The sequence below is a fragment of the Bacillus halotolerans genome, assembly GCF_001517105.1.
In the GTDB taxonomy this organism is placed as follows: Bacteria; Bacillota; Bacilli; order Bacillales; family Bacillaceae; genus Bacillus; species Bacillus halotolerans.
In genome coordinates, this window is the sequence record NZ_LPVF01000008.1 from 992743 (window position 1) to 1006058 (window position 13316).

The following is a 13316-nucleotide window of genomic DNA, read 5'->3' on the forward strand; positions in this document are numbered from 1 at the left end:
AGAAGGTGATCCAATGCCCACTAACAATAGACCCAATAGATTAATCGCTGAGAAATCACCTTATTTGCTTCAACACGCTTATAATCCAGTCGACTGGTACCCTTGGGGAGAAGAAGCCTTCGACAAAGCAAAACGCGAAAACAAGCCGGTTCTCGTCAGCATCGGCTATTCGACATGCCATTGGTGCCACGTCATGGCTCATGAAAGCTTCGAGGATGAGGAAATTGCGCGTCTCCTCAATGAACGGTTTGTGGCGATTAAAGTGGACCGGGAAGAGCGCCCTGATGTTGATTCTGTTTATATGAGAATCTGCCAACTGATGACCGGACAGGGCGGCTGGCCGCTGAATGTGTTTATCACGCCTGATCAGAAGCCATTTTACGCGGGTACATATTTTCCGAAGACGAGTAAATATAATCGTCCGGGCTTTGTTGACGTGCTTGAGCATCTTTCAGAAACGTTTGCGAACGATCGTGAGCATGTCGAGGATATTGCAGAAAACGCCGCTAAACATTTACAGACAAAAACAGCGGCTAAAACAAGTGAGGGGTTGAGCGAATCAGCGATCCATCGGACATTCCAGCAGCTTGCCAACGGTTTCGATACAATCTACGGCGGCTTCGGACAGGCGCCGAAATTTCCTATGCCTCATATGCTCATGTATTTGCTCCGTTATTATCACAAGACGGGGCAGGAAAACGCTTTGTACAACGTCACGAAAACACTGGACAGCATGGCAAATGGAGGCATCTATGACCATATCGGCTATGGGTTTGCCCGCTATTCGACCGATGATGAGTGGCTCGTCCCTCACTTTGAAAAAATGCTGTATGACAATGCGCTCCTGCTGACAGCCTATACTGAAGCTTATCAAATTACGCAAAACAGCCGTTACAAAGAGATTTGTGAGCAGATCATTACGTTTATTCAACGGGAAATGACCCATGAAGACGGGAGCTTTTTCTCTGCTTTAGACGCGGATACAGAAGGCGAAGAAGGAAAGTACTACGTGTGGTCAAAAGAAGAGATCTTGAAGACGCTCGGAGAGGATCTCGGCACGCTGTATTGCAATGTGTATGACATCACAGAAAAAGGAAACTTTGAGGGCAAAAACATTCCCAACCTCATTCACACCAAGCGGGAACAGATCAAAGCGGATAGCGGCTTAACCGAAGAAGAGCTCAGCCGCAAGCTTGAAGATGCAAGACTGAAGCTGTTAGAGACGCGTGAAGAAAGAACATATCCGCATGTTGATGATAAGGTGCTGACGTCATGGAACGCACTAATGATTGCGGGTCTCGCTAAAGCGGCAAAGGTATTCCAGGAACCCCAATACCTCACCTTGGCTGAAGACGCTATCACCTTTATTGAAAACAATGTAATCATTGACGGCCGGGTGATGGTTCGGTATCGTGACGGCGAAGTGAAAAACAAAGGATTTATCGACGATTATGCCTTTCTCTTATGGGCTTATCTCGACCTCTATGAAGCCTCGTTTGATCTATCATATTTAGAAAAAGCGAAGAAGCTGTCAGACGATATGATCGATTTGTTTTGGGACGAGGAGCATGGGGGGTTCTACTTTACCGGACACGACGCAGAAGCGTTAATTGTCAGAGAAAAAGAAGTGTACGATGGCGCCGTGCCTTCAGGAAACAGCATGGCGGCCGTTCAGCTTCTGCGCCTCGGGCAAGTCACAGGCGATTTGTCGCTGATTGAAAAAACCGAAACGATGTTTTCCGTGTTCAAGCCTGAAATCGAGGCATACCCGAGCGGCCACTCTTTCTTTATGCAAAGTGTGTTAAAACATATGACGCCTAAAAAGGAAATTGTGATTTTCGGGCGCCCGGACGATCCAGACAGAAAACAAATCACAAGCGCGCTTCAACAGGCCTTTATTCCAAACGATTCCATCCTGGTGGCAGAGCATCCCGACCAGTGCAAAGACATTGCGCCATTCGCGGCTGACTATCGCATCATAGACGATCAAACAACCGTGTATATTTGTGAAAATTTCGCCTGCCAGCAGCCGACAACAGACATCGAAGAAGCCTTACAAACATTAAAAAGCAGCAGGGATTAAACGCCTTGCTGCTTTCTTTTTGATCTCTTATGGTATTGTACAACGATAAACGCAAAGAAAAGATTAACAACAACCGTAAAGAAAGTCTCCCACATCGGATTTCCCCGTGTGATGGCAAATAATGAAGGAATATCTCCATATACACTGTTTTTTTCAGTAATAAAAAGACATAAAAACATATTATTCGCGGCATGCACACCAAGTGAAATTTCAAGGCTGCCTGTTTTGACCGTGTAATACGTTAAAAGAATCCCAATTGTTACATACTCAATGCCTGCCCAAAAAGCGCCATTACTCATTTCAGGATTGCCAAAGTGTACAACCCCAAATAGACCGCCGACAATCAGCGTCAACACAAAAGGGTTCTTTATTACTTTTCCAAAAGCCTGCAATAAAAATCCCCTAAAAAACAGTTCTTCCGCAGAAGTCTGGAGCGGCACCAATAACAGAGTTGCCACAAGCAGCCAGAGAAAACGTGAGGCGTCAAAATCCTGAAAAGTGTATTTCGCCGGATGAATCGCATAATCAATCCCCTGAACCACAGCCATCAGCAAGAAATAAGCGAGAAAGCCAAAGAAAATGCTGCGCCAGTTGATTTTTGCATGCGGTGTAATGACTGACCGAAACGGGCGTTTCAGGATAAATCGAACAGCCAGCCAAACCCCAGGAATCGCAAATACATAAACGATATGAGCTAAAAACAGATCAGCCAAAGAATCGGTTAACATACCTGTATCCACATCAAACGCGATATTCGGACTTAAAAGTGCAGTCAATAACATCATAAATACATAAACAATGCTTCCAAAAAAGAATAAGCCAACCATCACCAAAAAGGAGAAAAAATATCTCCACAATGTATTGTTTCCTTCTAGAGGACGGATAAATGAATTCATTCCTTCTATGACTCTTCCTTTCAATGAGAATATTACTATATATTTGCATAATTTGGTCTATTAATCTACTGTTTTGGAAATCTTTTAAACGAAATTAAGGCGAAAAGTGTGAATTTAGTTCTTTCATCTAGTGATTTGAACTCTGTCCCCAATGAATCATGATACTTATAATAATGCCAAGAGGGGAATGTTCAGTCTTTCTCCCGCTATTAAAAAAGGGGGTTTTTTATGAATACGGGCGTCAAACAGAAACATACATATCCTTTTTCAAACGCGGCAAACCGTTTAGACCGCCTCCCGATTTCACGTGTCCACTTCCAAGTATTAACCGCTCTCGGCATTGTTTACTTCTTTGATCTTGCGGATTTATTTACTCTCAGCAATGTAGCGCCGGCACTGATCGAGCATTGGGGCATCCAGCTTTCAACCATTGCCAATGTAACGGCTGCTTCGTTTTTAGGCATGTTTTTGGGAGCATCACTTGGGGGACGGCTTTCAGATCGAATCGGCCGAAAAAAAGCCTTGAACCTATTTGTCTTCATTTTCTCAATCGCATCGTTATGCAATGCCGCGGCATGGGACATCCCATCCTTAATGGCGTTTCGTTTCCTCACTGGGTTTGGCGTCGCAGCTGCCATGATCATCACCAATAGCTATTTAGCAGAATTTTTCCCGTCCAGTGTTCGCGGAAAATATATTTCTTTCTGTGCCATGATCGGCTTGATCGGCGTTCCGATCACCAATATCGTATCAGCCTTTGTCATTCCGCTCGGCTCATGGGGATGGAGACTTGTCTTTGTGTGGGGCGCTGTTGGTCTTATATATTTTTTCTTTATTCGGCGGCTGGAGGAATCACCCCGCTGGCATGAAAATCGCGGTGAATATGAAAAAGCCGATGCCATCCTGAAAAGGATTGAAGCAAGCGTTGAAAAAGAAAAAGGCCCGCTTCCTGCTCCGGCGCCGCAAACCTCAAGCGGACAAGTTCAACATGCGGGTTACGCGGGATTATTAAAGGGGAGAAACCTTAAAATAACCATTGTGTTATCCGCGGTATGGATTTTTGAAACCTTTGGATTCTACGGCTTTGCCTCCTGGGTTCCCAGCCTGCTGAAAAGCAACGGGGTCACGATGGAAAATACATTATGGTATAACGTATTGCACTCGGTCGGCGCTCCGCTCGGCGCATTGCTGGGTTCAATGATTTCTGAAAAATTTCAGAGAAAGTGGATATTGGCCGCCAGTGCGTTTCTGACTGCCATCGCAGGTCTTTTATATGGCATGACCTTCATTCCAATCATGATTATCGTGTTTGGTTTCATCGTCAATATTACGGAACGGGTTTTCACATCCAACTTATATGCGTATACATCTGAGCCTTTCCCAACAGAATATCGCTCGTCAGGCAGCGGTTTAGCTTATGGGCTCGGGCGCTTTTCGAACATCTTCGGATCATTGCTCGTCGGTTTTATCGCAGTTCAGCTCGGCTATGTCAGCGTCTTTTTCTTTATAGGCGGCTGCTGGCTCGCATGCTCCATTTTGTTAATCTGCTTCGGTCCCAATACGAATGCCAAGCAGATATAAAAAGTCAGTGCGGCGTTAACCGCACTGATTTCAATTCAAATCCTTCAGCTTTCTCGCAGGGTTTCCCCCTACAACCGTATTCGCAGGCACATCCTTTGTCACTACGGAACCCGAAGCAATCACCGCATTATCGCCGATCGTCACTCCCGGGTTTATCACTGCCCGGCCGCCAATCCAAACATTATCTCCTATTGTAACAGGCTTACCGAACTCCTTCCCCGACTTCCTTTCAAGCGGGTCGAGAGGGTGACCTGCCGTGTAGATATGCACCCCTGGAGCAATCAAACAATCACGCCCTATACGAACTTCACAAACATCAAGAATGACACAGTCAAAATTAACAAATGTACGATCCCCCATATGAATGTGATAGCCGTAATCACAGCGGAATGTCGGCAAAATGGTGACTTGATCACCGATCGAACCCAGCAGATTTTTCAAAAGTTCCGTTCGCACTGACTCATCTTCTGGTGATTCGTTATATTGTTTAATCAGATTTCTCGCATGTTTACGCTCTAGTGATAATTCTCGGTCTTCCGAATTGTATAATTCTCCGGCTGCCATTTTTTCTTTTTCTGTCAGCATTCAAGTCACTCCAAGATTTTAAATAGTAATCTCTATTAGATTTCCTTCCTCATCTTCAATTACGCTTTCATAGTAGCCGTCCCCCGTCGTCCTTGGGCCGCTAACTACAGCGAATCCGTCCTGCTTTAACCTTTCTGTCAGTTCATCAACATTCTCTTTGCTTCCAGTGGAAAAAGCGATATGCGCCCAGCCTGTCATCGTTTGTGACGGCTGATCAGTCACATCTCCTTTTTTCATGATTTCCAGCCTAGCTCCGGAATCAAACGTCATAAAATACGACTTAAAATCTTTCTTCTCATTATGATAAAGAGAATTGGCTTTGCCATGAAAGTACGTTTCATAAAAAGCCTTCATTCGCTCTAAATCACTGACCCAGATGGCCGTGTGCTCAATACGCATTTCTTCCTCCTCCTTTGTCTTTCAATGAAGTTATAAGGTATGAAATGCATTTCAGTTCAAGCTTTTTTCATGAATTGGTGCAGAATTTTTATATCTTTGGGACGCTCCTGCAAAAATAACGAAAATGCTGCGGTGCCCAGCTGCTCAAGATTCAGATCAAGCGATGGGAAACAGAGGGCACGGCTGATAGAAGAATTTCCTTCTCCAATGATCTCAACATCCCAGTCTTTCTTTTTGGCAAATACATAAATTCCCGCTGCCACTTCATCACTGTTTGCATAAATAGCTGTTGGAGCCCGGCCGCTTGTATAGAAATACGCACCCGCCTGCTCTCCGTCGTCCATATGATTACAGCCGGTCAGCATATGGCGGTCCTCCAGGCTTCCATAGACGGCCTGATAAGCCGCTGCTTTATCCGCTGTACTCGGGCTCTTGTCAGCGCTTCGCACGCTTGTAAAAGCGATATGTTCATGTCCGCGGTTCTTTAGATATCGAAAGCTTTCTATGTAGGCTGCTTTTCTGTCATTGTAAGCACAAGGAATATCCATGTCTCCAGTATCCTCACAAGCGATAATCGGTCCATATTCTTGATAGGCTATCATACTGTCCCAATGATTGGCTCGTGATGTAATAATAAGGCCATCTACTTTTTTCATTCTTAACAGCTCTACATATTTGATTTCAATGTCGGGGTTATAGTTGGTAGGGAGAAGGGTTGTTGCATATTCATGTCTAAATGCCGCCTTTGTGATGCCGTTTACGATTTTATCAAAGCAAGGGTGATCGCTGTAAGGCAGGATTACACCGATCGTTTGAGTCTTGCCGCGAATAAGATCGATCGCAGTTCGATTCGGTGTGTAGTCTAATTCCTCCATGACTTGACGCACCAGCTTCCTTTTTTCTTCAGACACATACGGATGATGATTCAGTACACGTGACACAGTCGAAACAGATACATTCGCCAATCTCGCAATCTCTTTTATGTTTGCCATCTCTTTCTCCTTTTTTCATCATAAAAAAAGCAGTAAGTCTCAATCCTTACTGCTATCTCATCATATATTGATCGTAAGTTCAACAGGGCAATGGTCGGAGCCCAAGACGTGTGCTGATATCTTGGCATCATCAATCTGCCCCTTAAGACTCTCAGAAACAATAAAGTAATCCAGACGCCAGCCGATATTTCTGTCCCGGGCACCCGCACGATACGACCACCAGGAATAAGCGCCTTCCAGATCAGGGTATAAATAACGGAATGAGTCGATAAAGCCGGCTTCCAAGAAACGAGTGAATGCTCCTCTTTCTTGATCAGAAAAACCCGCGTTATTCCGGTTTGCTTTTGGATTCTTCAAATCAATTTCCTGATGAGCCACATTTAAATCACCGCACAGGATAACCGGTTTTTTCTTGTCCAATTCGAGAATAAACGCTAATAAAGCCTCTTCCCATTGCAAACGGTAATCAATGCGTTCCAGCCCTCTTTTTGCATTAGGCGTGTAAACGGTCATCACATACACGTTTTCAAATTCCAGCGTAATCACTCTGCCCTCTTGATCATGCTCTTCTATTCCGATTCCGTACATGACACGCAGCGGCTCTTGTTTTGAAAAAACAGCCGTGCCGGAATATCCTTTTTTCACAGCATAGTTCCAATACACATGATAGCCTTCAGGCTGAACATCAACCTGGCCATCCTGTATCTTTGTTTCCTGAAGACATATGATATCTGCATCCTCTTCCTTCAGATAAGAAAAGAAATCCACCTTTCTCATGACAGCCCGCAGGCCGTTTACATTCCAAGAAATCAGCTTCATATTTGTTTCATCCCCCCTATAAAAAAGAGCAAGAACCCGAAGGTCCTTGCTCTTTACGTATCAGCTTACTCACCAGTTACGTATGGAAGTAAAGCCATTTGACGAGCGCGTTTGATCGCTGCAGTCAATTTACGTTGGTATTTAGCGTTTGTTCCAGTTACACGACGTGGTAAAATTTTACCGCGCTCAGAAACAAACTTTCTAAGAAGATCTACATCTTTGTAGTCGATGTGCGTGATACCGTTAGAAGTGAAATAACACACTTTACGGCGCTTCGCACGACCGCCTCTGCGTCCTCCTGCCATTGTCATTTCCCTCCTTTCTTTGTCAATTTAGCGATATTCTCATTAGAATGGAAGATCATCATCCGAGATGTCAATCGGCTTGCCGTCGTTGGCAAATGGGTCATCATTAAAGCTGTTCCCCTGATTGCGTCTCTGGTTGTTTTGATTTCCCCCGAATGGATTATCATTTTGGCCTCCGCCAAAGTACTGGCCTCCGCCGCTGTTTCCTTCGTTGTATCCACCTGAACCAGAACCGCCGCCGCTTTTCGGCTCAAGAAATTGAACACTTTCAGCTTGGACCTCGGTCACGAAGACACGCTGCCCTTGCTGGTTTTCATAGTTTCTTGTTTGTAAACGGCCATCTACGCCTGCAAGGCTTCCTTTTTTCAGGAAGTTTGCAACGTTTTCGGCTTGTCTTCTCCAAGTGACACAATTAATGAAATCGGCCTCACGTTCTCCAGACTGGTTCGTAAATGTACGATTCACAGCAAGAGTAAACGTGGCAACAGCCGCACCGTTTGGCGTATAACGAAGCTCTGGGTCTTTTGTCAGTCTTCCGACTAATACAACTCGGTTAAGCATAAGAAAGACCACCTTTTACCATTATATATTTCAAAATTGCTTATTCTTCTTCTTTAACAACAATGTGGCGAATGATATCATCACTGATCTTAGCTAGACGGTCAAATTCTTGAACTGCCGCAGCATCAGCTTGAACATTTACGATTTGGTAGAAACCGTCGCGGAAATCGTTGATTTCGTAAGCAAGACGACGTTTACCCCAATCCTTTGTTCCAGTGATCTCCGCACCGTTAGAAGTCAGAACGTTGCTGAAACGCTCGATAACTGCTTTTTTAGACTCGTCGTCAATGTTTGGGCGGATAATGTACATAACTTCGTACTTTCTCATCTGTTTGCACCTCCTTTTGGACTAAGCGGCCCGTAATGGGCAAGGAGCAATAATTCTATTACTCACAATTTTATATTATACCAAAGCTCTTGTCCCTTTACAACTGCATCCTATACATTAAATCGGAAATGAATAACATCTCCGTCTTTTACCACGTAGTCTTTTCCTTCAAGACGGACTTTTCCGGCTTCCTTCGCTCCTGCCATGCCTCCGCCCGCAAGAAGATCATCATAAGCAACCGTTTCAGCGCGAATGAAGCCGCGTTCAAAGTCACTATGAATAATTCCAGCGCATTCTGGGGCCTTCATGCCTTTTTTGAATGTCCAAGCTCTGACTTCCTGCTCACCGGCTGTGAAATATGTTGCCAGCCCAAGCAGAGAGTAAGATGCTTTAATCAGCTGATCAAGACCTGACTCTTCAATTCCCAGCTCTTCAAGGAACATTTGCTTTTCATCGCCTTCAAGCTCAGCGATTTCAGATTCAATCTTCGCACAAACAACGATGACTTCTGCGTTTTCGCCGGCAGCGTATTCACGAATCTTCGCTACATATTCATTGCCAGACGGATCAGCCACTTCCTCTTCACTTACATTCGCAACATACAAAATAGGCTTTGAAGTCAGCAAATGAAGCTGCTTTACAAGCTTTTGCTGCTCTTCAGTAAACTCAACAGAACGAGCAGGCTTTTCATTTTCAAACGCTTCTTTCAGTTTAGACAAAATGTCAAACTCAAACACAGCCTCTTTATCTTTTTGCTTTGCAAGCTTGCTGACACGTGTAATCCGCTTTTCAACTGTTTCCATATCAGCGAGAATCAGCTCAAGATTGATCGTTTCGATATCATCAATCGGATCAACTTTACCGGAAACGTGTGTAATATTATCATCAAAAAAAGCACGGACAACGTGGCAGATCGCGTCAACCTGGCGAATATGAGAAAGGAATTTGTTACCGAGACCTTCTCCTTTAGACGCGCCTTTTACGATTCCTGCAATATCAGTGAATTCAAAAGCAGTCGGCACAGTCTTCTTCGGTTTGACCAGCTCAGTCAGCTTTCGCAGACGATCGTCCGGTACTTCTACAATTCCCACGTTCGGATCAATTGTACAGAACGGGTAGTTGGCTGATTCGGCACCGGCCTGTGTAATTGCGTTAAATAATGTTGATTTCCCGACGTTCGGCAAACCGACAATTCCAGCTGTTAAAGCCATTCTTTCATCTCCTCTATATAAAACCGTCATTGCATTAACGTATTTTGAACCTAGAGCAATTATAAGGAGGTTCACTGGAAAAGACAAGCTGACAAAAAAGCATTTTCAGCCTGCTGAACCCTCTCATTATGCTTTTTTCAAGCCCACTAAACAGTCAAAAAGCGTACTTCCCATTCCATTATCAGAATTTGTATCATTTGTCAGCGTATTAACGGAGCCGCCAAAAGCCGCCCACATGCCTTCATCTATATTTATCGTCTTCGGATGAGCCTGTTTCATCACTTTAACTTTACCATTCAAACGGCCCCGATCATTGAAAATGACAACCTCGTCTCCATCCTGAAGATTCTGCTCAGCCGCTATATCTGAAGAAATATCAACCTGTATGTGCTGAAGCTTCTCGATGAACGGAACATGCTGTGAATGATTAGAGCGCTGCGGATGAATGGACAAAAGCGTGTAAGGGTATTTTTCGGCAAGTTCTTCGTTATGGTAAACAGACTCCTCAGGCACTTCCAATTGAAGTGCACCGCTAAATCCTTTTTCTTCAGCTAAAGACGAGGTGAACTCAAATTTTCCGCTTGGCGTCAGAAACGTAAAGTCATCCCACGGCACCTGTTTAACCGGAAGCGGGAGGTGGCCTTTTTCTTTCAAGTGCTCAAGCGTTACACCGTCTGCCTCCAATGAAGAAAGCCCCATCTCCAAAAGGTCTTCAGTACTGTGTTCAAAAAGCTCTCCAAATCCAAGGCGCTTTGCAAGCTCTGACCATATCCATCTGTCTGACTTCGCTTCACCCTGCGGTTCCACCAGCTTCTTCCCATACTGAACATAATGATGGTACATACTGGAATAATAAATATCCTCTTCTTCAAAAACAGTGGCAGTGGGCAAAACATAGTCGCACAGCTTTGCCGTATCGGTCATGATGGAATCAATCGCTACTGTCACCGGAACCTTTTCAAACACCTGTCTTACTTTATTGGTATTCGGCACCTGAGTCAGCGGGTTCCCGCATGTCACGATAATCATCTCGATCGCAGGATCATCAGCGGTTAAAACCTCTTCAGCCTGTGTCATCATTGAAAAAGAACGTGATTCCGTTTTTAATTCCGGCAGCGCCAGCTTCGTTTTTGCAAAGCTTTCACCAATCTGGACATTGCCAAAATTTGCACCGCCGCCTTTAATCCCAACGTTTCCGCTTGCCGCAACAAGCGCATCAATCCAGCGAATCGTCCCGCCGCCATTTTTGTACCGCTGCATACCAAGCCCCATAAAAGTAGACACTGGACCATCCGCATACAGACCTGCAAGAAACTCCAGCTCTTCCATCGTAGTTTCTGTTTTCGCAGTAAACTCCTCGAGAGAAACCGTGCTCAAAAGCTCTTTTACATCATCAAACCCGACAGAATGCTGAGAAATAAAATCCTCATCCGTTCTTCCCGTCTCGATCAGAACCTTCAAAACAGCCGCGGCAAGCCAGCCATCCATTCCCGGCTTTACAGAAATATAACGGTCAGCCAGTTTTGCTGTCGGATTAAAAATCGGATCAATCACCATCAGCGTTGCGCCCTTTTTCTTTACCTGCTGCAAATGGTGATAAAGGTGCATATTTGTCCTTGATACATTTCTGCCCCACACAACGACGTGTTTGCTGTTGTAAATATCAAGCGGCCCGTGCCCATACGAACGGCCGAAATCCCAGCTTTGCGCCTCTATACCCGAGCCCCAGCAAATGCTTCCGACAATCTCTGTCACACCGCCATACGCATTAAAAAAACGCTGATCTAGCGCTTTTAACAAACCGTTATTGGCATAATCATGGCTGTGCAAAACTGCTGTTGTTTCTGACGTCTCCTTAATGTCCCGAAGTTTATCGGCGATTTCATCAAGAGCCTGCTCCCAGGAAATCCGCACAAACTCGCCATTTTGTTTTTTCATCGGATAGCGAAGCCGATCAGGCGAATTTGTTTTCGTTTCTAGCATTCTGCCGCGGCCGCAGATTTTCCCTTCCGTAATCGGATGGTTTGGATCTCCGTCCACTTTTGTTACCTTTCCGTCATCAACAGTCACCACAAAACCGCAGCTGTCCCAGCAATTCAGAGGGCATGCTGACTGATGCACTTTGCTCATCGCCGTCTTCTCCTTACCTTCTATATGAAAAAGCATGAGTGTCAGCCTTTTTATGAAGTAGGCTCCTCATGCTTGACCAGTACTTTTTTTACTTTTCTTTCAAATTCTTTTCTCGGAATCATCACGCTGTGAGAGCAACCCTCACACTTAATCCGAATATCCATTCCCATACGTATAATTTTCCATCTGTTTACTCCGCATGGGTGCGGTTTCTTCATTTCTACAATATCTTTCAGGCCAAAGTCTTTATCCGCCAAGACCCTTCACCTCTCTTCATAAACTGCTGAATCTATTGTACAAAAAAACTGATCATTAGAGCAATCATCATACCCAAAAAGAAAGGAATCCTCTTATTTCCATTTACTTAAAATAGGGTATAACAGCAAACAAACTAATAGATAAAGATTCAGCATTCCATAAATGGGATATAAAAAAGCGATTAAATCGGAAAAACCGAAAGAAGTAAAAGGCACCATCAACACTAACAGAATCAATACGATTATCCATCTCGGCATGTGAAGAAAAGCCATCAGCCGGCTGGACAATCCGAATAAACCAGCCACCGTCGTCGTATATATGGCAAGGCACAGCACCGCAGTCATACATAAAAAAAGAAGATAAGGGGCACCCTCCAGAATGGCAAATAGCGGAATTTCAAATTGAGAAAGGGAGCCAGCCAGCTCTACCAACGTTTCATTATATACAAAAGAGATCACGCCAAAAATAAGACCGCTGGCCACACTGGCGATTTTAGCTTCCCCCAGCCCTTTCATTTCTTTCCCGACAGACGATAAAATCGCGACAACCGAAAGAATATTTAAAGAAGTAAACGTTATGCTGGCAGGCCAGTTATACTGCCGGCTCAAATCTATCGTCCACGTATGGTGATGAGTGCTCTGAAATGAAAATAACGCATACATCAGCCCGGCAACTAAAATAGGAATTAAAATGCCATTCACAGATAAAATCCCTTTCACATCCCAGAAAAATAAAAACACCGTCACGATGCAAAGCAGCGCAATTCCCCACCAAAAAGGGAGCTTGTACATTTGCAGCGTCACTCCGCCTCCGGCGATCATCACCATGGTTGTAGAAAATAAATAAAAGACAATGAGAATATCATAAATTTTCGCCAGCCACGGCCCCATTAAATGTTCAAGAACCGGAAGAAAGTGAGTGGATTGAACCTTAAAACTGATTTTCATCACAATATAAGACGAGAAAATGAACATCACTGTAAACAGCACAATAGCCAGTCCGCTTTCTGCGCCAAAAAACTGCCATATCTCCTGACCGCTTGCATATCCGGCGCCGATCAGGCTGCCTAATATAAGCAGCATCCACCTCATTCCAGCTCTCCACAACATTATCACCTCATAAGTACAGAGTTCAGCTTGTTTCCGTTATTGTTACTATATAGAGCACT

Annotated in this window: 14 protein-coding genes; 2 read left to right on the forward strand and 12 right to left on the reverse strand. The window is 44.5% G+C overall.

Annotated elements, in window-relative coordinates:
* Positions 1 to 13: 13 nt before the first annotated feature.
* Positions 14 to 2083 carry a thioredoxin domain-containing protein gene (locus AU387_RS07460; RefSeq protein ID WP_059335341.1) on the forward strand — a complete coding sequence of 690 codons (2070 nt, stop codon included), beginning with the start codon at positions 14 to 16 and terminating at the stop codon, positions 2081 to 2083.
* On the opposite strand, the gene AU387_RS07465 is transcribed toward AU387_RS07460, so the two are convergent.
* Complete coding sequence (locus AU387_RS07465; RefSeq protein ID WP_059335342.1) at positions 2080 to 2979, reverse strand: CPBP family intramembrane glutamic endopeptidase; 900 nt, start codon at positions 2977 to 2979, stop codon at positions 2080 to 2082. The genes AU387_RS07460 and AU387_RS07465 overlap by 4 nt on opposite strands.
* Positions 2980 to 3207: 228 nt before the next feature.
* Here AU387_RS07465 and AU387_RS07470 point away from each other — a divergent pair, with 228 nt between their 5' ends.
* A complete protein-coding gene (locus AU387_RS07470; RefSeq protein ID WP_059335343.1) occupies positions 3208 to 4560 on the forward strand; it encodes an MFS transporter in 1353 nt (450 codons plus the stop codon).
* Between the two features lie 30 nt (positions 4561 to 4590).
* Here the strand turns inward: AU387_RS07470 and AU387_RS07475 are convergent, their stop codons facing one another.
* From AU387_RS07475 to AU387_RS07525, 11 genes are all read right to left on the reverse strand, one after another.
* Positions 4591 to 5145 (reverse strand): maltose acetyltransferase domain-containing protein, encoded by a 555-nt coding sequence (locus AU387_RS07475; protein ID WP_059335344.1) that lies wholly within the window; start codon positions 5143 to 5145, stop codon positions 4591 to 4593.
* Between the two features lie 18 nt (positions 5146 to 5163).
* Positions 5164 to 5544: a VOC family protein gene (locus AU387_RS07480; protein WP_059335345.1), complete on the reverse strand. Its 381-nt coding sequence runs from the start codon at positions 5542 to 5544 to the stop codon at positions 5164 to 5166.
* 56 nt (positions 5545 to 5600) lie between these two features.
* Positions 5601 to 6536 (reverse strand): transcriptional regulator CcpB, encoded by a 936-nt coding sequence (gene ccpB / locus AU387_RS07485; protein WP_059335346.1) that lies wholly within the window; start codon positions 6534 to 6536, stop codon positions 5601 to 5603.
* Between the two features lie 60 nt (positions 6537 to 6596).
* Entirely contained in the window at positions 6597 to 7355 is a 759-nt protein-coding gene (xth, locus tag AU387_RS07490; RefSeq protein ID WP_059335347.1) for an exodeoxyribonuclease III, read from the reverse strand.
* A gap of 65 nt (positions 7356 to 7420) precedes the next feature.
* On the reverse strand, positions 7421 to 7660 hold the full coding sequence (gene rpsR, locus AU387_RS07495) for a 30S ribosomal protein S18 (RefSeq protein ID WP_010332656.1): 240 nt from the start codon (positions 7658 to 7660) through the stop codon (positions 7421 to 7423).
* Positions 7661 to 7702: 42 nt separating this feature from the next.
* A complete protein-coding gene (gene ssbA / locus AU387_RS07500; protein WP_010332657.1) occupies positions 7703 to 8221 on the reverse strand; it encodes a single-stranded DNA-binding protein SsbA in 519 nt (172 codons plus the stop codon).
* A 40-nt stretch (positions 8222 to 8261) separates the two neighbouring features.
* Positions 8262 to 8549, reverse strand: a complete 288-nt coding sequence (gene rpsF / locus AU387_RS07505; protein ID WP_010332658.1) for a 30S ribosomal protein S6 — start codon at positions 8547 to 8549, stop codon at positions 8262 to 8264.
* Positions 8550 to 8659: 110 nt separating this feature from the next.
* On the reverse strand, positions 8660 to 9760 hold the full coding sequence (ychF, locus tag AU387_RS07510; RefSeq protein WP_059335348.1) for a redox-regulated ATPase YchF: 1101 nt from the start codon (positions 9758 to 9760) through the stop codon (positions 8660 to 8662).
* Between the two features lie 126 nt (positions 9761 to 9886).
* Complete coding sequence (locus AU387_RS07515; RefSeq protein ID WP_059335349.1) at positions 9887 to 11890, reverse strand: molybdopterin-dependent oxidoreductase; 2004 nt, start codon at positions 11888 to 11890, stop codon at positions 9887 to 9889.
* A 50-nt stretch (positions 11891 to 11940) separates the two neighbouring features.
* Positions 11941 to 12147, reverse strand: a complete 207-nt coding sequence (locus tag AU387_RS07520; protein WP_044160282.1) for a DUF951 domain-containing protein — start codon at positions 12145 to 12147, stop codon at positions 11941 to 11943.
* Positions 12148 to 12240: 93 nt separating this feature from the next.
* Entirely contained in the window at positions 12241 to 13257 is a 1017-nt protein-coding gene (locus AU387_RS07525; protein WP_059335350.1) for a YkvI family membrane protein, read from the reverse strand.
* Positions 13258 to 13316: the final 59 nt, after the last annotated feature.

Excerpts from the sequence above, each read along its gene's own strand:
- AU387_RS07480 (WP_059335345.1), bottom strand. The coding sequence starts at position 5,544 with ATGCGTATTGAGCACACGGCCATCTGGGTCAGTGATTTAGAGCGAATG.
- xth (WP_059335347.1), bottom strand. The coding sequence starts at position 7,355 with ATGAAGCTGATTTCTTGGAATGTAAACGGCCTGCGGGCTGTCATGAGA.
- rpsR (WP_010332656.1), bottom strand. The coding sequence starts at position 7,660 with ATGGCAGGAGGACGCAGAGGCGGTCGTGCGAAGCGCCGTAAAGTGTGT.
- AU387_RS07525 (WP_059335350.1), bottom strand. The coding sequence starts at position 13,257 with ATGTTGTGGAGAGCTGGAATGAGGTGGATGCTGCTTATATTAGGCAGC.
- ssbA (WP_010332657.1), bottom strand. The coding sequence starts at position 8,221 with ATGCTTAACCGAGTTGTATTAGTCGGAAGACTGACAAAAGACCCAGAG.
- rpsF (WP_010332658.1), bottom strand. The coding sequence starts at position 8,549 with ATGAGAAAGTACGAAGTTATGTACATTATCCGCCCAAACATTGACGAC.
- AU387_RS07465 (WP_059335342.1), bottom strand. The coding sequence starts at position 2,979 with ATGAATTCATTTATCCGTCCTCTAGAAGGAAACAATACATTGTGGAGA.
- ychF (WP_059335348.1), bottom strand. The coding sequence starts at position 9,760 with ATGGCTTTAACAGCTGGAATTGTCGGTTTGCCGAACGTCGGGAAATCA.
- AU387_RS07460 (WP_059335341.1), top strand. The coding sequence starts at position 14 with ATGCCCACTAACAATAGACCCAATAGATTAATCGCTGAGAAATCACCT.
- AU387_RS07475 (WP_059335344.1), bottom strand. The coding sequence starts at position 5,145 with ATGCTGACAGAAAAAGAAAAAATGGCAGCCGGAGAATTATACAATTCG.
- AU387_RS07515 (WP_059335349.1), bottom strand. The coding sequence starts at position 11,890 with ATGAGCAAAGTGCATCAGTCAGCATGCCCTCTGAATTGCTGGGACAGC.
- ccpB (WP_059335346.1), bottom strand. The coding sequence starts at position 6,536 with ATGGCAAACATAAAAGAGATTGCGAGATTGGCGAATGTATCTGTTTCG.
- AU387_RS07470 (WP_059335343.1), top strand. The coding sequence starts at position 3,208 with ATGAATACGGGCGTCAAACAGAAACATACATATCCTTTTTCAAACGCG.